Consider the following 21,037-nt stretch of genomic DNA (forward strand, 5'->3'; position numbering starts at 1 on the left):
GCGCCGATAGGCGGGTGCGCCTTGCGCTTTTCTTATTAATGTTCTTCAACTGGTTCGTTTGGTATAAGTTCACCAAGTATTGATATAAAGACAAAAGCACCAACTGCAATTATTGAAGCAGTTGCGAAATCATATGTAACCCCTTGCATTGAAGAAATTACATAGGCAGACATTTGAATTAAAAGAAATGTCCAAAAAAATGTCCAAAAATAACGCACAATTTTCACCTCATTTTAAACACATTGTTTATCTATCTTATCACACTAAAATAAAATAATAAAGTGGAAGATTCCCAAGATGTTGTGGTTAATAGTGGTTTAAAGTTAAGCCATAAAAATAATAAAATAAAAAATGGGTATCTCCCCTTTCCATTTTCTAACCTTTACATACATTGTTAAAGACAGGAATCATACTGTGTATAAAGGTGGGAGGAAAATGGAACTTACACATCGTTTTTTCCAGCTTGATACAGAGTGGTGTGTGGTTCACGTACCGGAACGGCCAAATGGCTTCGGTATCTTGATTTTAGGTGACAAAAACCATTTTGTTGATGAAAATACGAGTTTTTGGATGCAAAATCTAGGTCGTTTTCAAACGGTGGAGTATTTAATTCGTCAAGGCTATACGGTATTTTATTCAAACCTTTACGGTCGAAACTGGGGAAGTCCAGATGCATTGTTTTTAGCTAAAAGGTTGTATCTTACAGTCATGAAAAGTGAAATTCTAAATGAGAGGATACACATTTTAGCTGAAGGTATGGGTGCGTTAGTTGCTCTGCAACTAATGGATTCAATCACTGACAATATACGCGCAGCGGCACTTGTAAATCCTTGTATAGATTTGAAGGCACATATCGAGCATGAAAAATCCTACAAGTTCTTTTATAAAAGCTTACTCAGAGAGCTTAAAAAGGCATACAAAATTGGTGACTTTGAAGCAAAGGATACGATTCATAAGTTATTACCAGATATGAAATATGACAGTGAGCCACCAGTTGGTATTTGGCAATCTACCAATAGTGCAGCTTTTCGGCCGGAATTACACACTCGAAAATTTGAGGAACTTAGAGAAGAATTAAAAAAACCAATTTTTGTCTCTTATCATATAGCTGAAAAACGTTACAATTTTGGTCAATCTGTTTGTCAATTTTACAAAAGGAATCAAGGTGAACTATAGTAGTCCCTATTTTGAGAAATCGGTAGGGACTATTATTTTTGTAATTTGCATAGAAATACAATAACTGACTTCTTGTAGGGGGGATTTTTTTTGTGCAATAAAATCGTAGTAGGAGGGCTTGGCTTTTTAGGGTTTAGTTTATGCTGTCATTTCATTGAAGAAGAAGTAAATATTTTAGCATTTGATGATATGGCGGATGATGAAGAAGTAAAAGAGGAAAAATTACTAAGAATCGGAAGAAATGCCTTTTTTCAGTATAGAGATATACAAGACTTTCGTAGCCTAATGAAAGAAGAGAATTGCGATACTGTCTTTTATAGTTTATTTGACTCAGCTAAAGACAGATATTCACCAGATATTGATGCTTGCATAGGCAAAACAAGACAACTACTAAATGATGTTATTTCATTTTGCCGTATGAATGGAAGTAAGCTTATCTTAGTGTCAACATATGATGTTTTTGGTAACGAACAATTTGTAGTGGATGAAGATACAAAGCCTGTGCCAGATAGCGATAACGGAAAATTACACGTTGAAGAAGAAAAGCTTGTGCGGGAGACATTAGCCGAAGAGTCAATACAATATGCAATTGTTAGAATGCCAACACTTTTTGGGCCGGGGCAACCAAGTCATTTAATTTACCAACAAGCGATAATGGCTAACCTAAAAAAACAATCTCGAGACTATTTTGTGACAGAAAATACTAGGGATATTTTCTACATTGAAGATGCTGTTCATGCACTTGTCAGATTAGAAGAAAAAACCTTACCGAGAAAGATAATTCATTTAACAAGTGGGGAAGAAAATAGATGGTATGAAGGGGCATACTATATTAAAAATGATCTACGATTGGAAGAAAGAGGGGAACCCAGAACAATTATCTCAAAGAGCTCAAAAAAACTTCTAGATATTAAACCAAATACTAGTATAAAAGAGGGGGTAGAAAAACAAATTGAATATGCAAAGCAGTTGAAAGAAAGACACAAGTAAGATTAAATACCTATTTTTTCTTTTACATTCTGTTCTAGGCAATGTACAATATAGTATAAATAAGAATGAATTTTTTACATTGGAGCAAATAGTAGAGTGTTTTTGAGGCTATTCCTCCATTAAAGGAGATGTAGAAGCATGAGCAAATCTCGGTGGTTGGTCCTTTTTAGTATGTTGACTCTTTTACTATCAGCATGTGGACAACCTGCTTCCACAGCTAGATTAGAAAAAGTTGGTTTACTAGTAACAGATTCAATAAACGACCAGGTTTGGGGAACAAAAGGTTACAAAGGATTGTTGAAAATTCAATCAAAATTTGGTATAGATGTATATTATCAGGAAGACATCATTGATAAAGCTGCTGCTAAGCAAGCTGTTAAAGAGTTTGAAGAAAAAGGAGTTAACTTAATCTTTGGACATGGTAGTGAATATGCCAAGTATTTTAATAGTTTTAGCAAAGAATTTCCAAACATTCACTTTATTACCTTTAATGGAGACGCTAATGGTGATAATGTTACAAGTATAAATTTCAAGGCTGATGCAATGGGCTTTTTTGGTGGTATGGTAGCTGGCAAGATGACTGAAACCAATAAAGTGGGAGTTATAGCTGCATTTGAATGGCAGCCAGAAGTAAATGGCTTTTTTGAAGGTGCAGCCTTTCAAAACCCTGATGTTGAGGTTGAAATAAGCTATACAAATAGCTGGGATAACGTAGATTCTGCCTTAAGATTACTGGATAAGATGGTTCAAGAAGGTGTTGATGTTGTTTATCCTGCTGGAGATGGCTATAATGTACCTGTAATTGAAGCGTTAAAAGAGCAAGGCTTATATTCAATTGGTTTTGTTACAGATCAATCTTATTTAGGAGAAGCTACCGTTTTAACGAGCACAGTACAACATGTGGATGAATTGTATGAATTCGTTGCCGAAAGCTATAATAAGGGAGAGTTAGAATCTGGAGATTTGTTTTTTGATTTTCAAGATGGAGTTATTTCAATGGGTAAATTTAGTCCAGAAGTTGATCCAGATTTTGAAAAAGAAATAAATGCTCATGTTGAAACATATATACAGACTGGTCTACTTCCCAATGAAAAATAATATGATTGTCATCAAAAGGAGTTATGAAATGCACCCAAAATCCATGGAATTTATGCAAATAGCAATGAAGTATCTGCCTGAAGCAAAGGAGATGCTTGACGATACCGGAATAGAACTAACGATGGATAAATTACAACCAATGATTAACATATTAACTAATGTGATGTCCGACGCTTATGAGCTTGGAAAAGAAGAAGCTTATAAGCAAGTAAAAGAATAAAAGTTAACTTAAAAACGCTTGGGGTATCCAAGCGTTTTTATTGTTCTATTACTTTTTTTTGAAAAAGTTTAGTAAAGGAGTAAATTCCTTAACTATAGGTTTAATTCTATTAACTGATCCCATGATTTCATCAAATTGTTGCATTAACTGGTAATAATCTACCTGTGTATTTTGTTGCGGTTGATCAGGTGTAGACTGACTTTGGCTTCTTTTATTAGGCCCAAACATGAGTCTAGAAAAAGGATCAGTTACAGTTACATCACTTTTTATTTCTTCGATTATCTCGTCCTTTTTGTCCTCCAACTTAGTCACCACTCTTATTAGTTATTTTTTACTAGTAGTCTATGTTAATTTGTATAAAAAATATAGACAGTTATCACTATATTTGATTAGGCGTATGTGGATTTTTCCGTAATTTACAAAGAAAAAGGGTAAACTGTTGCTATCTAAAATAAAATACTTTAAAATTAGTACCAAGTCATATTAATTGATAATAAATAACACGGACAAATTTTCTTATAATGCTCTTACTAAAAAGGTTGGATATAGCATTTCTTATTAGTGAGTAATCATTATTCAACTAATATCAGGATTGGATTATATTATCTTATTTTAAAGGGGATGCGAATATGAATGCAGGGATTCTTGGAGTAGGCCGGCATGTGCCAGAGAATGTGGTTACAAATCAAGATTTAGAAAAAAAGATGGATACTTCTGATGAGTGGATTCGTACAAGAACAGGAATTGAGGAAAGACGAATAGCAAGTGATGATATAGATACATCTGACATGGCCTATGAAGCAGCTTTAAATGCGATAGAACAGGCTGGTATCTCTGGGGCAGACCTAGATCTGATATTAGTTGCTACAGTAACACCAGACACGCCATTCCCTTCGGTGTCGTGTATGTTACAAGAAAGGCTTGGAGCAAAAAAAGCAGCAGCTATGGATATTAGTGCGGCCTGTGCAGGTTTTATGTATGGATTAGTCACGGCAAAACAATTTATTGAATCAGGAAGTTATAAGAATATCCTAGTAGTTGGCGTTGAAAAACTTTCAAAGATTACTAATTGGGATGATCGAAATACAGCAGTTTTATTTGGGGATGGAGCAGGTGCAGCAGTTGTAGGACCTGTTTCAATCGGAAAAGGAATTCTCGCATTTGAGTTAGGGGCCGATGGCACGGGTGGTAAGCATCTATACCAAGAAGGGGAATATCTCGTAATGAATGGTCGAGAAGTATTTAAGTTTGCAGTTAGACAAATGGGAGAATCATGTGTTAATGTTCTTGAAAAAGCTGGGATTGATAAAGAAGATGTTGACTTACTTATTCCACATCAAGCGAATATTAGAATTATGGATGCGGCAAGACAAAGACTTGAGCTTCCAGAAGAAAAGATGTCTAAAACGGTTCATAAATATGGCAATACTTCAGCAGCATCGATACCAATTTCAATTGTTGAGGAATTAGAAGCAGGTAAAATCAAAGATGGGGATTTAATTGTAATGGTTGGTTTTGGTGGTGGGTTAACCTGGGGTGCGATTGCAATGCGTTGGGGACGATAAATTTAAAAGTGAATACTATTCATACGTGCAAATATACGTTGATAAAAGGAGAGATTTATAGATGAACAAGAAGCGTGTTGTAGTTACAGGACTAGGAGCAGTAACTCCAATTGGAAATGATGTGGAAACTGCTTGGCAAAATGCAATAAATGGTGTATCAGGGGTTGGACCGTTAACTAGAATAAATATTGAAGGATTACCTGCAAAGGTAGCTGGAGAACTTAAAGAATTTAACCCTGAGAATTATATGGACAGAAAAGATGCACGTAGAATGGATCGTTTTACACAGTACGCACTTGCATCATCGTTAATGGCAGTGAAGGATGCGGATCTGAATATTAATGATGAAATTGCACCTAGAGTAGGCGTTTGGATTGGTTCTGGAATTGGTGGAATGGAAACTCATGAGGAACAACATAAAATTTTCTTAGAAAAGGGTTATAGACGAGTTAGTCCTTTTTATGTTCCGATGATGATTCCTGATATGGCAGCTGGACAGGTCTCAATTGCACTTGGTGCAAAAGGAATTAATTCTTGTACTGTTACAGCTTGTGCAACTGGAACAAACTCAATTGGGGATGCTTTTAAGGTTATTCAACGTGGAGATGCTGATGCTATGATAACAGGTGGAGCTGAAGCGCCGTTAACAAATATGTCGTTTGCTGGCTTTACATCAGCAAAAGCACTTTCTTTTAATCCAGACCCGATAACAGCGAGTCGTCCTTTTGATAAAAACCGTGATGGCTTTGTTATGGGTGAAGGTGCAGGAATCATCGTGTTGGAGGAATTGGAACATGCTCTAGCACGTGGAGCTAAAATCTATGCAGAAATAGTCGGTTATGGTTCAACGGGTGATGCATATCATATTACACAACCAGCACCAGGAGGAGAAGGTGGCGTACGTGCCATGCGCCAAGCAATTGAGGATAGTGGCTTACAGGCTGAGGACATTAACTATATAAATGCTCACGGAACAAGTACAGGGTATAACGATAAATATGAAACACTAGCTATTAAAGAAGTGTTTGGTGAATATGCAAGGAAGCTTGCAATTAGTTCAACCAAGTCAATGACAGGCCATTTACTTGGTGCTGCAGGTGGAGTTGAGGCGATTTTCTCAATTCTTGCAATTAAAGAGGGAATAATCCCACCAACAATTAATTACGAAACGCCAGATCCAGAATGTGACTTAGACTATGTACCAAATCTTGCAAGAAAGCAAGAAGTCCGTACTGCACTTAGTAATTCATTAGGTTTTGGTGGTCATAATGCAACCATTATTTTTAAGAAGTTTGAATAACGAAAGAAATAAAGGTGACTTGGGTTTTAAAATGGTGGAACCAATTGTTTTCATGTCTCCCGGTCATTTCTTTAACGTACTAGGTGAAGGTTTAAGACAGTATTTTAATCGGAAAGGAGCCTAGGTGGTTTGACCTGGCTCTTTTTTTAAAGATAAGAAAGTATAAAAGTTTTTACCTAGTTTTAGTGTCTAGCTCCGGGCGCCCTGCGCTTTTCTTTAAGACGTTAATAAATAAGAACCTATATTTCCTACCTTGCATACCCTGATTAGAAAGGTATAAATGGAGGTAGACGAATGACTGTTATGCGAACGGATAAATGGTTACTAGATTTATATGATCAACCGGAAAAAGTCTGTGAAAATCTAACAGACCATTTTGATGATGCAAGTGCTTCAGAGATTTATCAATATCTAACTTTCCATGGAATGTATCATCCTCTTAAGAATGGCGATGAAATGATTGAAAGGCTTATAAAAAAACGGGCATGGGAGGTTGTCTACAAAGAAGAAAAAAGACTTAAAAAAAAGTGGTCAGGTCCTTCTGTACCAATCTATATATTTCCTTCTGATATTACAAATTCGCGAATTAACCGGGAGTTTAATGGGAAATCTGGTATTGCATTTAAGGATAAACTATTCCTATTTATTTCAGAGAAAACAACAGAAAATGAATTAAAAGCATTATTTACACATGAATATAATCATGTGTGTAGGTTAGTAAAATATAAGAGGAACGAGAAAGATTATACATTAATGGATACAATCATGTTGGAAGGACTTGCAGAAAATGCAGTCCAGGAAGATTATGGTGAAGATAGCTTAGCCCCGTATATAAAATATTATTCTGACTTAGAGCTAGAACGGTTTTGGCAAAGAACAATTAAACCAAATAGTTCCATAAAGAAGAATACCGCAATGCATAACGATCTGTTGTTTGGACGTAAGTTTTATCCTAAAATGGTAGGGTATTGTGTAGGGTATTACCTAGTTAGAAAAAAACTGAAGGATAGTAATAAAGGCGTAAAAGAGTTAATGCTAGTTCCCTCAGAGGATATAATTTATTAAAAAACACATCCGTAAGGATGTGTTTTTTAATATTTAGAATTAATGCAATTTTAAAAAGTGTATTGAAATTGTAATGTATTTGTAATATTATAACACTAGTGCTTTTTCCAGACTATTTCCAAACTAGTGTTTTTGGATAAAGAAATTTAAGGGAAGGTGTTGTAGATTTAATTATATGTCTAGCTATACAGTAACGAAAAAAAAGAAGACCGATAGCGCACAATTTCAGGTAACAGTAATTGTTATTTCTTTTTTATCGAGTTTCATTATTCCATTTATTATTCTTTATCCAATTCAAGAAATTTTATTTAAACCTGACAATGTATGGTTTTTTGAAGCACCATTAAGTACATATTTCACTTTTATCCTTGGAATTTTGTTTTTATCAATCGTTTTGCTCATAAATTTAGTAGTTGAGGCTAGAGATAAACGAAAGAAGCAACTTAAATTATCTATGCTTGCAGCTTCGTTTGTTGTGGGAATAGTTGTTATTACTTTATGTCTTTTTAACTATCAATATATGAATATGAAGGGTATCTATCAAAACCACTATTTTAGCTTCTCTGAAACCTTTACAAGCTGGGATGATATTACTGCTGCAAAGCAAACCTATATTAAGAAAGATAAAGTAACGAAAGATGATAAGTTTATATTCACCCTTAAAGACGGATCAACTCTAGAATTGGAAATGACTGCTAAAATGCGAAAAAGTAAGGCGTTGATTCGACAAAGATTACTATCCAATGGCGTCAAATTAGAAAGCGTATATCCAGAGTAATGGTATTTCTGTATAATAATTAATAGATTAAATCACTTAAGTCACTTAACAAAAAAGACTGAATATTAGTAATTTAAAATAATATATTGCAAGTTAGAAAAAAATATAATATTATTGTAAAAAAGGAAATTGTCTAAATATTGGGGATACAGGTAGCGCGATTAATTTATAAAGGTGTGATTAAATTGAATTCAATGCTTGAAGTGAAAGACCTTAAGACAGGATTCGATATAGATGGTGAATTTTATCATGCGGTTGATGGTGTTTCTCTATCAGTAAAACCGCGCCAAATTGTCGGAATTGTTGGAGAATCAGGTTGTGGAAAAAGTGTAATGTCACTTTCGATTATGAAGCTTCTACCTAAAGGGATTGGTAAGATCGCAGGCGGAGAGGTTATATTCCAAGGGAAAAACATCGAACATCTATCAGAAAAAGAAATGAATAGTATTAGAGGAAAAGATATAAGTATGATTTTCCAAGAACCAATGACTTCTTTAAATCCAGTTTTTACAATTGGCTTTCAATTAGAAGAGATCATGCTTAATCACATGGATATTTCAAAAAAAGAAGCTAGAACAATGGCTATCACTCTATTAACGAATGTTGGAATATCAAGACCAGACAAAATTGTAGATGAATACCCACATCAGCTTTCAGGTGGTATGAGACAAAGGGTTATGATTGCAATTGCGATTGCATGCCAACCAAAACTACTAATCGCTGATGAACCTACAACTGCACTAGATGTAACAGTACAAGCCCAAATACTAGAATTATTAAAAGGCATCCAAGAAAAAAATGACATGTCAATTATCTTAATTACACATGATTTAGGCGTTGTTGCTGAAATGTGTGATGAGGTAATTGTAATGTATGCAGGTAAAGTAGTGGAACGTACAAACGTAGATAATCTATTTTACAAACCACAACATCCTTATACAAGGCTAATGATGGGTTCCATCCCAAGGATCGATGATGCTGTTGATGAATTAGCTACTATTAAAGGGATTGTTCCTTCACTAAAAAACATGCCTAACGTAGGCTGTCGATTTGTTGATAGATGTCCATCAGCAAAACCAGATTGTAAAACTGTTACACCTAGGCTTGCTGAAGTTGAAGAGGGTCATGAGGTATCATGCTTACTTTACGAGAGCAGCTATCCTACAGAAAGTGTGAGGTAATCAAATGAGTAATACTACACTTAAAAAAGATAAAGACAATCTGCTAGAAGTAAAAAATTTAAAGACCTATTACCCAATCAAAGGTGGGTTCCTTAGAAAAACGGTTGCACATGTTAAGGCAGTAGATGATGTATCATTTGAAATAAAAAGTGGTGAAACATTAGGACTTGTTGGAGAATCAGGTTGCGGTAAATCGACTACAGGTAGAACAATATTAAGATTACTAGAACCAACCGACGGACAAATATTATTTGATGGACAAGACATTACTGACTTAAGAGGAAAATCCTTACGAGAAATTAGAAAAGACGTTCAAATGGTTTTCCAAGATCCGTATGCCTCTTTGAATCCTATGCAAATGGTGGGTGACATTGTCGCAGAACCAATTATAAACTTTTCGAAAAAGTCTTTGAAATCACTAAAAAGCGAAATAATGGAATTACTTACAAAAGTAGGTTTACCTGAAGATGCCTATTATAAGTATGCACACGAGTTTTCAGGTGGTCAAAGACAAAGAATTGGTATTGCACGTGCATTAGCATTAAGACCTAAACTTATTATTGCGGATGAGCCAGTTTCGGCACTGGATGTATCGGTTCAGTCACAAGTTCTTAATCTATTAAAAGAACTACAAGATGAATTTGATTTAACATTCTTATTCATCGCCCATGACCTAAGTGTTGTAAAACATATGAGTGATCGAATTGGTGTTATGTATCTAGGTAATATTGTTGAGATTGCGGAAAAGACAAGCATTTATGACGAACCATTACATCCATACACACAAGCATTAATTTCTGCTATTCCTGTACCAGATCCAAGGAAAAAAAGTGAGCGTATTGTGTTGGTGGGAGATGTACCAAGTCCCGCGAATCCGCCTAGCGGTTGTCCTTTCCATCCGAGATGTCCGCAAGCAATGGCAGAATGTTCTGCTTCAAAACCACAATTAAAGGAGGTGAAGCCAGGACATAGAGTCGCTTGTCACTTGTATTAGATAGTACTTTAATTAGGTTTTGTGTTTGAATAGTTTCAAAAATAAAATAAATAAAAAAGTGGGGGAAAAAAATGAAAAAGTCAACATTATGGGCTATCATGCTTTTGCTAGTAATGTCAGTGTTTCTAGCAGCTTGTAGCGGAGGCGAAGACTCAACAAATGATACAACTGAAAAAGAAACAGATACAACAGAAGGCACAACAGATACTGATCCTGCAGAAGGCGGCGTAGTTACTTTCGCAGTTGATGCAGCTCCAGAAGGAGTTTACGATCCTGCATTTGCTGGTAGTGCAGTAGATAGCAGTATCCAAGGTTTTATGACAGAAAGTATTTATTCTGTCAATGAAAACTTAGAATATGTACCAAACTTAGCAACTTGGGAAATTAGTGAAGATAAGTTAACGTATACTTTTACATTCGAACAAGGTGTTAAATGGCACAATGGTGAAGAGCTTACAGTAGAAGACTACGCATATGCTCTTGAAACAATTGCAGACCCAGGTTATGATGGTCCTCGTTTCAATATGGTTGAGCACATTAAAGGTGCTACAGCTAAAAAAGACGGTACTGCTGAAACAATCGAAGGTATTGAAATTGTAGATCCATACACAATCAAGATTACTTTTGAAGAAGTAAAAATCAATAACTTAGAAAACCTATGGTCAACTCCAATGCCTAAAAAGCATTATGAAGGTATTGCTGCTGCAGATCTAGGTGACTCAGAACAAGTGCGTGCAAATCCTGTAGGTCTTGGACCTTTCAAAGTTAAAAATGTTGTTGCTGGTGAATACACAGAATTAGAGCGCTTTGATGACTACTGGCAAGGGGCGCCAAAGCTTGACGGTGTAATTGTAAAAGTTATCGATCCATCTCTAGCAACTGGTGCATTCCAAAATGGCGATATCGATATTATGGAAATTCGTCCACAATCTGTTAAAGAACTTTCTGCATTAGAAAATGTACGTGTTGAAGAAACAACTGGTGTTTCTTACTCTTACATCGGATTACGTTTTGGTAACCGAGATGCTGAAAAACGCGTAAACGTTGCTGATTTCGATAAGTTTAAATCAAAAGAATTACGTCAAGCGTTGGTTTATGCGTTAAATCGTCCAGCGATGATTGATGCATTCCTAGAAGGAAAAGCAAAAGTGGCAAACACACCAATTCCACAAACTTTCTGGATTGCAGCTGATGAGTCTGAGTTAAATCAATACGAATACAACCCAGAAAAAGCTAAAGAATTACTAGCAACTGCTGGTTATGTTGATACAGATGGCGATGGATTTGTAGAAGATCCACAAGGTAAACCATTCAGCATTTCCTTCGGTCACTATGCTGGACCTGCAGCATTTGAAGGTCGTTCACAAGCGATTATCCAAAGCTGGAACGATATCGGTGTAAAAACTGAACTAGCAACTGGTTCATTAGTTGAATTCAACCTTTACAATGAAATGAAAGATAATGATGATGAAGCATTAGAAGCGTTCTTCGGTTCTTGGAGCACTGGTTCAGATCCAGATCCATCTGGACTTTGGGGCAATGATTCAGAGTGGAACTATGGTCGTTGGGTAGATGCTGAAAACCAACGTTTACTTGATGAAGGTTTAAGTGAAAAATCATTTGATAAAGACTACCGTAAGTCAGTATATGTTGAGTGGCAAAAATATTTCAACGAGCAAATGCCTGCAATCCCATTATGGGAGAACATGGATCTTTATGGAATTAACAAGCGCTTAGAAGGCGTTAAAATAAGTGCTATTGGGTTCCAAGAAGATGTTCATTTGTGGACTGTTTCAGAATAATAGTATTTAATCCTAATAGATAAGGAGAATTCACATGCTTCAATACTCACTTCGAAGAATTCTTGGCATGATTCCATTATTACTCCTTATCTCCTTAGTGGTATTCTCCCTGGCTAAAATGATGCCAGGGGACCCATTTGGGGGAGAAATTGACCCGTCGAACACAAATCCAGAATATATTGAAGAAATGCGAGAAAAATTAGGGTACAATGACCCAATTCTCGTACAATATTGGAGATGGGTAACCGATTTTGTTCAAGGTGATTTTGGAAAATCAACAGTTTATAAAAAGCCTGCTGCAGAACTAATTGCACAGCGTATACCAAATACATTATTTTTAGCAGTAACATCTTTAATATTAACGTATATTTTCTCATTTTTAATGGGTATGTATGCTGGAAGAAAACCATATACAATTGGAGACAATTTAATTGCCGGCTATAACTATCTAGCACTGGCTATTCCATCATTCGTTGCAGCAATTGTTGGAATCTATTTCTTCTCCTTCCAACTTGGATGGTTTCCATTTAGTGGTTCAGTTGAAATCGGGTTAGAGGAAGGAACATGGGCGTATTATCAAAGTAAATTACACCATGTATTATTACCAGCACTAGTTTTAGGATTAATGGGTACAGCATCATATACCCAATTTTTACGAAATGACATCATTGACAATAGTCGTAAAGACTATGTAAGAACAGCTAGAGCTAAAGGAACAAAAGAGTCGAAAATCTTTAATCAACATATTTTAAGAAATTCAATCATACCTTTAGTTACATTTCTTGGGTTCGACATTGCAACGTTAATTAGTGGAGCAGTTATTACAGAAACTATTTTCACATATCCAGGAATAGGACAACTATTTTTAGAATCTGTTACTAGAAGAGATTATGCAGTAATGATGTCGATAACAATGTTACTTTCGTTTCTAACACTTTTTGGAAATCTAATAGCTGATTTACTATATGGCATAGTAGATCCTCGTATAAGACTAGATTAAGGAGGGCAAATCATGGAAATTCTAACTAACACAAATACAAAAACACCGAAAAAAAATCTAAAAAGTCCCTCCCCATGGGTGATTGCTAGAAGAAAGTTCGTTAAAAATAAATTAGCTATGATAAGTTTAGTATTTTTACTTATAGTTGCACTATTATCATTCTTGGCACCATTTATCACAACAAAAGATATAGTAAGGGTAGACTTCATGAACATTAGTAAGGAACCGTCTGGCGCGAACTGGCTTGGCACGGATACGAATGGCCGAGACGTATTTACAAGAATGTTATATGCAGGTAAGTCATCATTAACTGTTGGTATATCCGCTATGTTTTTTATAACATTAATTGGTACAACAGTAGGTTCAATTGCCGGCTATTTTGGAGGAAGAGTTGATAGACTATTAATGCGTTTTACAGATTTCATATTAAACTTCCCATTTTTAGTATTCGTAATAGTTCTAAATACAATTCTTGTAGGTAAAGTATCTGGCTTATGGACTTTAATTGCCGTTATTTGTCTATTAAGTTGGGGTGGAGTTGCACGTATTGTTCGTAGTAGAATACTTGCTGAAAAAGAAAACGAGTATATTTTAGCTGCGGTGTCAATTGGCTCTAAACCATCAAAAGTCATCATTAAACATCTATTACCAAATGTTGCTTCTACGATTATCGTTCAAGCCACATTAATAATGGCTGTTATGATTGTTGCTGAATCAGCACTTAGTTTCCTAGGCTTTGGTGTTCCAGTAGATACTCCAAGTTGGGGGAATATGTTAGCAGAGGCTCGTGATTCAGATGTTCTTCGTAATAAGACATGGATGTGGGTGCCGCCTGCAACAGCTATTACTCTAGTTATCTTATCGATAAACTTTATTGGCGAAGGTTTAAAGGATGCACTTAATCCGAAATCAAGAAGATAAAATGATCTATCACATAGTGATGGATTTTTTTTTTTTTTTATTGATTATAAGGCTAAATATAGAATGTTAAAAGAGAGAAGAGTATCGTAATAAAAATATTATTATTATACACAACTAAATTGAGCACGAATTAAATTATACAATACTATTATAAAAACCTATCACAATGCTGATAGGTTTTTTGTATGTGCCAAATAGATAGGGGAATGGATACTTCATTTTTTAGTAGATACTCCTAATAGTATTAACGGGAAATATCAGCACTTTAAAGGGTTAAAATGAAAATAAATAGAAACCTAATACGTAAAATATTATGAAAAAAAAATTAAAATTCCGAAAAGAATAATTATTAATACAATTTTAAAAATTAACTTGTATTTGTAACTTAGTTGTAATAAAATACAGTTAATGTTATTTTCAGATAATTTTGTATCCTAATAATTAAATGTGGATTCATAACATTTGAATTATTAGATTGTAATATAGAAGCTAATTAGATACTGGTTCGATGTATCTATGTCAATGGAAAAGGATGGTGCCAGCAAACATGTCTACTCTATTAGAGGTAAAAAATTTAAAAACCCATTTCTTTAAAAAAAAGACGGTTATTCCCGCTGTGGACGGGGTTGATTTAAAAATAAACAAGGGCGAAACGGTTGCACTTGTTGGAGAATCTGGATCTGGTAAAAGTATCACATCATTATCAATCATGCGCTTGGTCCCAAGTCCAGCTGGAAAAATAGTAGATGGTGAAATTATCCTAGATGGCAAAGAATTAGTAGGTATGTCTGAAAGTGAGATGTGTAAAATCCGCGGAAATGAAATATCAATGATATTCCAAGAGCCGATGACATCACTAAATCCTGTACTATCAATCGGTGAACAAATTACTGAAATACTTACCTATCATCAAAGAATGTCTCGTAATGAGGCGAATAAAAAAGCAGTAGAGCTATTAGAAATGGTTGGGTTTTCAAGAGCTGCCGAACTAATTAATGAGTTTCCTCACCGTTTATCAGGTGGAATGAGACAAAGGGTTATGATCGCTATGGCAATGAGTTGTAATCCGAAACTCTTAATAGCTGACGAGCCAACTACGGCTCTCGATGTAACAATCCAAGCACAAATACTAGATTTAATGAAAGAGGTAAGCAATAAATTTGATACTTCTATTCTATTAATCACTCATGATTTAGGTGTGGTTTCAGAGATAGCAGAAAGAGTTGTCGTAATGTATGGCGGCCAAGTTGTTGAAGAAGCTTCAGTTGATGATTTGTTTGAGGAACCATTCCATCCTTATACTGTAGGGTTAATCGCTTCAATCCCAACAATTGATGGGAATATTACTCGTCTACAATCAATAGAAGGTAATGTACCATCTCCTGAAAACATGCCTAAAGGCTGTCGATTTGCTCCAAGATGTGTAAAAGCATTTGAACGTTGCCAGACAGAACAACCGGGGTTAAAACAAATTAAAGGTAGTCGTTCAGTACGTTGCTTTTTATATGAAGGAGAGGAGGTACATTAATGATAGCTACTAACTTAGAAAATGACAGTGTTCTAACTAAAGAAAAGACTTCTTCAATCCTAGAGTTACAAAATGTAAAAAAACATTTTCCAATTAAAGCAGGACTATTACAGAGAACAGTTGGCCAGGTGAAAGCTGTAGATGGGATATCCTTGAAAATTAATAAAGGTGAAACGATTGGTATAGTAGGTGAATCGGGTTGCGGAAAGTCAACTGCTGGTAGAACAATCATTCGACTATATGAACCTACTGAAGGACAAATTATTTTTAAAGGTAAAGACATTTCACATATGTCTGAAAATGAACTTAGAAAAACGGTTAGAAAAGATATTCAAATGATATTCCAAGATCCATTCGCAACATTAAATCCAAGAAAAACCTTACGTTCTATCATTAAGGAGCCGATGGTCACTCATAATCTTTATGCTAATAAAGAGCGAGATGAAAAAGTACAAGAACTACTAGAAACAGTTGGATTGAATGCATCATTTATCAATCGTTACCCACATGAATTTTCTGGTGGTCAAAGACAGCGTATTGGAATAGCTAGAGCTTTAGCTTTGAAACCAGAGATGATCATTGCTGACGAAGCCGTATCTGCACTTGATGTATCAATTCAAGCGCAAATTATAAATTTAATGCAGGACCTACAAAAAGATTTTGGTTTAACCTATATATTTATTTCACATGACTTAAGTGTTGTACGTCACATTAGTGATAGAGTAGGGGTTATGTATTTAGGCAAAATGATGGAATTAGCTCCAAAAGAAAGCTTGTACGCTAATCCTTTGCATCCATATACACAAGCTCTTTTATCTGCTGTCCCAGTTCCGAGAAAGAAAGGTACTATTAAAAGAGAGAGAATCGTACTTAAAGGTGAATTGCCAAGTCCAGCAAATCCACCTTCGGGATGTGTATTCCATACTCGCTGTCCAGCAGCGACCGATATCTGTCGTCAATTGATCCCTGAATTTAGAGAAGTTGAAAATGAACATTTTGTTGCCTGCCACCTATATTAAAAAATGGCCGCACAAAATATAACTTCACTTGAAAGGGGGAGATAACAGGAAAATATGGTAATAAACGTGTCTCGAAACGACTATTTATTAAAAAAACGATAGGGGGAAAACAAATGAAACTTAGTAAGTCGAAATGGTTACTTTTAAGCTTAACTTTAATTTTGGCATTATTTTTAGCTGCTTGTTCAGGCGGAGACAGTGCAACAACACCTGCTGAAACACCAAAAGAAGATGAAAAACCAACTGAGGAACCAAAAGAAGATAGCAATGAACCACAATATGGTGGAGATATTATCGTAGGTTCAATTGGTGCTCCTACATTATTTAACCCGTTATATTCTACAGATGCTGCAAGTTCTGATATTGAAGGTTTTATCTATAATGGATTAGTTAGTGGCGATACTGAGTTTAATCCAGTAAACGATTTAGCAAGCGATGTTCAAATGTCTGAAGATGGGTTAACATGGACAATTAAACTTCGTGATGATGTTAAATGGCACGATGGAGAGCAATTTACTGCAGATGACGTAGTTTTCACTTATAATATTCCTTTAAATGAGGACTATGATGGTGCACGTAAATCAGCATTTGAAGGTATTGAAAGTATCACTAAACTTGGTGATTACGAGGTTGAAATCAAACTTAATAAAGTTGATGCAACATTCGGGTCAATTGGTTTAAGCTATGGAATTTTACCTGAGCATATCTTAGGAACTGTTCCTGTTGCTGAGTTAGGTGAGCATGAATTTAATACAAAAAAACCTATCGGTACTGGTCCATTCAAATTTGAAGAGTGGTTAGATGGTCAATATGTAAAAGTAGTAGCGAACGAAGATTACTATGGTGGCCGTCCTTACTTAGATTCTATCACATACAAAATCGTTCCAGACCAAAATGCTTTACTTGCACAATTACAAGCAGGTGACGTAGATTTCACTGAAGTCCCTGGAACAGACATTGATACAGTTAAAGAATTCCCTGGAATTAAAGTCGAGTCAGGTTTAGGTTTATCTTATACGTACTTTGGAGTAAACCAAAAACAAGATCGTTTCAAAGACGTTAAAGTTCGTCAAGCATTAACATACGCTATTGACCGTCAAGGTATTGTTGATTCAGTTATGAATGGTGATGGGGAAGTTGCTCACGTTCCAGAATCTCCTTTATCATGGGCTTATAGTGATGACGTAACAAAATTTGAATATGACCCAGAAAAAGCGAAAGCTCTTCTTGCAGAAGCAGGTTGGGAAGACACAGATGGTGATGGTTGGTTAGATAAAGACGGTGAGAAATTCTCATTCGAGGTTAAAACAAACCAAGGTAACAAAATCCGTGAAGATATCGCGGTTGTATTACAACAACAATTAAAAGAAGTTGGGATTGAAGCTATTCCTCAAATTGTAGAGTGGAGCGCATTTATCGAGCAAGTTACTGCTCCTAATTGGGACTATGATGCAATGATCTTGGGTTGGAGCTTATCAACATTCCCTGACCTATATGATATTTTCCACTCTAGCCAAATGGAAGAAGGCTTAAACTTTACTTGGTGGGATAATGCAGAGGCTAGCAAACTAATGGAAGAAGCTAGACAAATTCTTGACCGTGAAGAGTACAAGAAAGCATATGGTGAAATCTACAAGATTGTTTCTGAAGAACAACCATATACTTTCCTATACTATCCAAACGTACACCGTGTAATGGTAGAGAACTTACAAGGTTATGAGTTCCACGCAAAATCTGAGTTCTATAACATTAATAAATGGTGGATTAAAAATTAATTATCCTTTAGTGGATAGTTAAAAAAGTAGTGTAAGAGGGGAGGGGTTTTCCCTTCCCTTTTATTTATTGAGTTTGAAAGTAAAATTAGTTTGTACAATATTCTATCAAACTAATTACAACATACATTATTAATCTACTAATCTTACTGATGAAGGAGAATAAGCTATGGTAACTTATATCATTCGCCGTATTTTAATGGCTATTCCCTTATTAATTGGAATTACCATCCTTTCTTTTGCGATCGTTAAAATGGCACCAGGTGGTGCTACCACCTTATTAATGGATCCAAATATTAAACCAGCGGATTTAGAAAAATTCAATGAAAAATATGGATTAAATGATCCTATTCATATTCAATATGGAAAATGGCTTGGAAACTTGGCACAAGGGGATTTTGGGACTTCACTCGTTAAAAAGGGAACTCCCGTTAGTGAATTGATTTTAAACCGTTTACCAAATACTCTTTTATTAATGGGTGTCTCTGCCTTATTAGCTATACTAATATCGATTCCATTTGGGGTATTATCTGCAACAAAACCATATTCAAAATTAGATTATACGGTTACGTTCACTTCCTTCTTGGGACTAGCAACCCCAAACTTTTGGTTAGGACTAATACTTATCATGTTCTTTTCAGTAAAATTAGGCTGGTTCCCTACAGGTGGGACGCAAACGCTGAATGAGCCTTTTAGTATATGGGACAGACTTCATCACCTTGTACTACCTGCATTTGTACTTGCAACAGCTGATATGGCGGGACTTACACGTTTTACACGAACAAGTATGCTTGAGGTTGTTAAGCAGGATTATATGAGAACTGCACGTGCAAAAGGTTTTAAACAAAATAAGGTAGTATACAAACATGGGTTACGTAATGGATTAATTCCAGTCATTACGATATTTGGATTAATGTTACCTGGATTTATTGGAGGATCAGTAATTGTTGAATCGGTGTTTGCTTGGCCCGGAATTGGCAAACTTTTCATAGATTCTTCGTTCCAACGTGATTATCCAGTTATCATGGCATTAACTGTAATTTCGGCTGTATTTGTAGTTATTGGCAACTTATTAGCGGACATCCTTTATGCTGTTTTTGATCCGCGGATTGAGTATTAAGAAGGAGGAAGTTTTTGATGTCACAACCTAATCTTACACCTGAAACTTCAAATAATGCTGCGGTAACCCATGCATTAAATGGTAAGCCTGACACGATGACTAAAATCATCTTATCAAAATTTGTAAAGAATAAGCTTGCTGTAGTTGGATCGATTTTTTTACTATTCATCATTTCTGCGGCTGTTCTTGCACCGGTTATCGCACCTTATTCGTTTGAAGAACAGAGACTATTAGATAAACTGAAGCCTCCTGGTAAAGAATATTTACTTGGATCGGATAAATTTGGCCGTGATATATTGACTCGCTTGCTTTATGGGGCACGAGTGTCATTATTAGTTGGCTTTGCATCAGTATTTGGTGCAATCACAATTGGAACGGTTGTTGGAGCGTTAGCTGGTTATTTTGGTGGAATTCTAGATGCAATCTTAATGAGATTTGTTGATATTGTCATATCTATCCCACAAATTTTCTTGCTAATTACACTAGTAACGATTTTTCAACCTGGTATTGATAAACTAATTTTAATCTTTGCGCTGACAAGTTGGACAACTACTGCACGTCTAGTTCGGGGCGAATTCTTATCCCTAAGAACACGAGAGTTCGTTCTAGCATCAAGAACCATAGGAACTAGAGCTTACAAGATTATCTTTTCGCATATTCTGCCCAATGCTCTTGGGCCAATTATTGTAGCAGCAACATTACAAGTAGGTGGAGTAATACTAGCTGAGTCTGCTCTAAGTTACCTAGGACTAGGTATTCAACCTCCAACACCAAGTTGGGGTAATATGCTACAGGATGCACAAAACTTTACAATTATGGTAAAAGCATGGTGGTATCCTTTATTCCCAGGGTTATTAATCTTATTTACGGTTTTATGTTTCAACTTTGTAGGAGACGGACTACGTGATGCGTTAGATCCAAAAGTAAATGATTAGAAAAAGTCGAGAGCCAATTCTTGGCTTTTTCTTTGTTTAGGAAATTACACTAGCATTGCATTAAATAAAAATCAATTTGTCAAGACTAATTCAACATAAATTTATATTGAATTTTTTGTAATAATTGGTAATTTTTAGTTCAAATAGATACAAAAAAACCTTATAATTAGGTGGAAGGTAGGTTGTCCTGTCCAAATCCCAATTATAAGGAGAAATCTATGGACAAGAATACCATAAAAACAGTTTTTAAGGAATACATCCACCCTATGGATGAAACAGTTATTTTAAAAATGGTTGATCAGATGAAGCTTGATAAATATGTGAAAAAGCTTGATAGTCTAACCTTTACAAAACTATTTATTTATGCTCAGCTGAAGCAGCTTGATAGCCTTAAAAAAATTAGATTCAAGGTGAAGCACAAAAAGAACTTACAAAAAGAACTAGGCTTAAAAAACATAAGTATATCTCAACTGTCCCGCAAACTTTCGGATCTTCCTCCAGCTATTTTCGAGGCTATTCTGCATCATCTTGTAGAACAAATCCATCGGGAATTCGGAAAAGAAAAGGGTGACG

At 35.5% G+C, this 21,037-nt stretch carries 21 protein-coding genes; 19 read left to right on the forward strand and 2 right to left on the reverse strand.

Features of this window, described 5'->3' with window-relative positions; translation table 11 throughout:
* Positions 1-35: 35 nt before the first annotated feature.
* Positions 36-218, reverse strand: coding sequence for a YjzD family protein (locus PY093_RS18345; RefSeq protein WP_275647260.1), 183 nt, complete (start codon positions 216-218; stop codon positions 36-38).
* A gap of 217 nt (positions 219-435) precedes the next feature.
* Here PY093_RS18345 and PY093_RS18350 point away from each other — a divergent pair, with 217 nt between their 5' ends.
* The 4 genes from PY093_RS18350 to PY093_RS18365 all read left to right on the forward strand — a co-directional run bounded on the left by PY093_RS18350 (position 436) and on the right by PY093_RS18365 (position 3,484).
* Entirely contained in the window at positions 436-1,176 is a 741-nt protein-coding gene (locus PY093_RS18350) for an alpha/beta hydrolase (protein ID WP_275647261.1), read from the forward strand.
* Positions 1,177-1,266: 90 nt separating this feature from the next.
* Positions 1,267-2,166 (forward strand): NAD-dependent epimerase/dehydratase family protein, encoded by a 900-nt coding sequence (locus PY093_RS18355; RefSeq protein WP_275647262.1) that lies wholly within the window; start codon positions 1,267-1,269, stop codon positions 2,164-2,166.
* A 138-nt stretch (positions 2,167-2,304) separates the two neighbouring features.
* Entirely contained in the window at positions 2,305-3,264 is a 960-nt protein-coding gene (locus tag PY093_RS18360) for a BMP family ABC transporter substrate-binding protein (protein ID WP_275647263.1), read from the forward strand.
* A 28-nt stretch (positions 3,265-3,292) separates the two neighbouring features.
* Complete coding sequence (locus tag PY093_RS18365; RefSeq protein WP_275647264.1) at positions 3,293-3,484, forward strand: ComZ family protein; 192 nt, start codon at positions 3,293-3,295, stop codon at positions 3,482-3,484.
* 48 nt (positions 3,485-3,532) lie between these two features.
* On the opposite strand, the gene PY093_RS18370 is transcribed toward PY093_RS18365, so the two are convergent.
* Positions 3,533-3,787 (reverse strand): hypothetical protein, encoded by a 255-nt coding sequence (locus PY093_RS18370; RefSeq protein ID WP_275647265.1) that lies wholly within the window; start codon positions 3,785-3,787, stop codon positions 3,533-3,535.
* Between the two features lie 326 nt (positions 3,788-4,113).
* Between PY093_RS18370 and PY093_RS18375 the strand changes: the two genes are divergently transcribed.
* The 15 genes from PY093_RS18375 to PY093_RS18445 form a co-directional block, all read left to right on the forward strand.
* Entirely contained in the window at positions 4,114-5,049 is a 936-nt protein-coding gene (locus tag PY093_RS18375; protein ID WP_275647266.1) for a beta-ketoacyl-ACP synthase III, read from the forward strand.
* Between the two features lie 61 nt (positions 5,050-5,110).
* Positions 5,111-6,349, forward strand: a complete 1,239-nt coding sequence (fabF, locus tag PY093_RS18380; RefSeq protein WP_275647267.1) for a beta-ketoacyl-ACP synthase II — start codon at positions 5,111-5,113, stop codon at positions 6,347-6,349.
* 294 nt (positions 6,350-6,643) lie between these two features.
* Complete coding sequence (locus tag PY093_RS18385) at positions 6,644-7,414, forward strand: DUF2268 domain-containing putative Zn-dependent protease (RefSeq protein ID WP_275647268.1); 771 nt, start codon at positions 6,644-6,646, stop codon at positions 7,412-7,414.
* A 175-nt stretch (positions 7,415-7,589) separates the two neighbouring features.
* On the forward strand, positions 7,590-8,192 hold the full coding sequence (locus PY093_RS18390; RefSeq protein ID WP_275647269.1) for a hypothetical protein: 603 nt from the start codon (positions 7,590-7,592) through the stop codon (positions 8,190-8,192).
* A gap of 194 nt (positions 8,193-8,386) precedes the next feature.
* A complete protein-coding gene (locus tag PY093_RS18395; protein ID WP_275647280.1) occupies positions 8,387-9,373 on the forward strand; it encodes an ABC transporter ATP-binding protein in 987 nt (328 codons plus the stop codon).
* Between the two features lie 4 nt (positions 9,374-9,377).
* A complete protein-coding gene (locus tag PY093_RS18400) occupies positions 9,378-10,367 on the forward strand; it encodes an ABC transporter ATP-binding protein (RefSeq protein WP_275647270.1) in 990 nt (329 codons plus the stop codon).
* A gap of 71 nt (positions 10,368-10,438) precedes the next feature.
* Positions 10,439-12,169, forward strand: a complete 1,731-nt coding sequence (opp4A, locus tag PY093_RS18405; protein ID WP_275647271.1) for an oligopeptide ABC transporter substrate-binding protein — start codon at positions 10,439-10,441, stop codon at positions 12,167-12,169.
* A gap of 34 nt (positions 12,170-12,203) precedes the next feature.
* Entirely contained in the window at positions 12,204-13,169 is a 966-nt protein-coding gene (gene opp4B, locus PY093_RS18410; RefSeq protein WP_275647272.1) for an oligopeptide ABC transporter permease, read from the forward strand.
* Positions 13,170-13,181: 12 nt separating this feature from the next.
* Positions 13,182-14,090, forward strand: a complete 909-nt coding sequence (opp4C, locus tag PY093_RS18415; protein WP_275647273.1) for an oligopeptide ABC transporter permease — start codon at positions 13,182-13,184, stop codon at positions 14,088-14,090.
* A gap of 547 nt (positions 14,091-14,637) precedes the next feature.
* Positions 14,638-15,618 (forward strand): ABC transporter ATP-binding protein, encoded by a 981-nt coding sequence (locus tag PY093_RS18420; protein WP_275647274.1) that lies wholly within the window; start codon positions 14,638-14,640, stop codon positions 15,616-15,618.
* Positions 15,618-16,637 carry an ABC transporter ATP-binding protein gene (locus PY093_RS18425; protein WP_275647275.1) on the forward strand — a complete coding sequence of 340 codons (1,020 nt, stop codon included), beginning with the start codon at positions 15,618-15,620 and terminating at the stop codon, positions 16,635-16,637. The genes PY093_RS18420 and PY093_RS18425 overlap by 1 nt, the downstream gene beginning before the upstream one ends.
* 113 nt (positions 16,638-16,750) lie before the next feature.
* Positions 16,751-18,412: a peptide-binding protein gene (locus tag PY093_RS18430; RefSeq protein ID WP_275647276.1), complete on the forward strand. Its 1,662-nt coding sequence runs from the start codon at positions 16,751-16,753 to the stop codon at positions 18,410-18,412.
* A 166-nt stretch (positions 18,413-18,578) separates the two neighbouring features.
* Positions 18,579-19,529 (forward strand): ABC transporter permease, encoded by a 951-nt coding sequence (locus PY093_RS18435; protein ID WP_275647277.1) that lies wholly within the window; start codon positions 18,579-18,581, stop codon positions 19,527-19,529.
* Positions 19,530-19,546: 17 nt separating this feature from the next.
* Positions 19,547-20,464 carry an oligopeptide ABC transporter permease gene (gene opp4C / locus PY093_RS18440; protein WP_275647278.1) on the forward strand — a complete coding sequence of 306 codons (918 nt, stop codon included), beginning with the start codon at positions 19,547-19,549 and terminating at the stop codon, positions 20,462-20,464.
* 218 nt (positions 20,465-20,682) lie between these two features.
* Positions 20,683-21,037 (forward strand): DUF4372 domain-containing protein (locus tag PY093_RS18445; protein WP_275645723.1); only part of this gene is annotated, 355 nt, incomplete at its 3' end.

Source organism: Cytobacillus sp. S13-E01, from assembly GCF_029193815.1.
Lineage (GTDB): Bacteria > Bacillota > Bacilli > Bacillales > Bacillaceae_L > Bacillus_BV.

What these genes read in the sequence shown, in the direction of transcription:
- PY093_RS18350 (WP_275647261.1), top strand. Translation starts at nt 436, where the DNA reads ATGGAACTTACACATCGTTTTTTCCAGCTTGATACAGAGTGGTGTGTG.
- PY093_RS18360 (WP_275647263.1), top strand. Translation starts at nt 2,305, where the DNA reads ATGAGCAAATCTCGGTGGTTGGTCCTTTTTAGTATGTTGACTCTTTTA.
- PY093_RS18365 (WP_275647264.1), top strand. Translation starts at nt 3,293, where the DNA reads ATGCACCCAAAATCCATGGAATTTATGCAAATAGCAATGAAGTATCTG.
- PY093_RS18375 (WP_275647266.1), top strand. Translation starts at nt 4,114, where the DNA reads ATGAATGCAGGGATTCTTGGAGTAGGCCGGCATGTGCCAGAGAATGTG.
- fabF (WP_275647267.1), top strand. Translation starts at nt 5,111, where the DNA reads ATGAACAAGAAGCGTGTTGTAGTTACAGGACTAGGAGCAGTAACTCCA.
- PY093_RS18385 (WP_275647268.1), top strand. Translation starts at nt 6,644, where the DNA reads ATGACTGTTATGCGAACGGATAAATGGTTACTAGATTTATATGATCAA.
- PY093_RS18390 (WP_275647269.1), top strand. Translation starts at nt 7,590, where the DNA reads ATGTCTAGCTATACAGTAACGAAAAAAAAGAAGACCGATAGCGCACAA.
- PY093_RS18395 (WP_275647280.1), top strand. Translation starts at nt 8,387, where the DNA reads ATGCTTGAAGTGAAAGACCTTAAGACAGGATTCGATATAGATGGTGAA.
- PY093_RS18400 (WP_275647270.1), top strand. Translation starts at nt 9,378, where the DNA reads ATGAGTAATACTACACTTAAAAAAGATAAAGACAATCTGCTAGAAGTA.
- opp4A (WP_275647271.1), top strand. Translation starts at nt 10,439, where the DNA reads ATGAAAAAGTCAACATTATGGGCTATCATGCTTTTGCTAGTAATGTCA.
- opp4B (WP_275647272.1), top strand. Translation starts at nt 12,204, where the DNA reads ATGCTTCAATACTCACTTCGAAGAATTCTTGGCATGATTCCATTATTA.
- opp4C (WP_275647273.1), top strand. Translation starts at nt 13,182, where the DNA reads ATGGAAATTCTAACTAACACAAATACAAAAACACCGAAAAAAAATCTA.
- PY093_RS18420 (WP_275647274.1), top strand. Translation starts at nt 14,638, where the DNA reads ATGTCTACTCTATTAGAGGTAAAAAATTTAAAAACCCATTTCTTTAAA.
- PY093_RS18425 (WP_275647275.1), top strand. Translation starts at nt 15,618, where the DNA reads ATGATAGCTACTAACTTAGAAAATGACAGTGTTCTAACTAAAGAAAAG.
- PY093_RS18430 (WP_275647276.1), top strand. Translation starts at nt 16,751, where the DNA reads ATGAAACTTAGTAAGTCGAAATGGTTACTTTTAAGCTTAACTTTAATT.
- PY093_RS18435 (WP_275647277.1), top strand. Translation starts at nt 18,579, where the DNA reads ATGGTAACTTATATCATTCGCCGTATTTTAATGGCTATTCCCTTATTA.
- opp4C (WP_275647278.1), top strand. Translation starts at nt 19,547, where the DNA reads ATGTCACAACCTAATCTTACACCTGAAACTTCAAATAATGCTGCGGTA.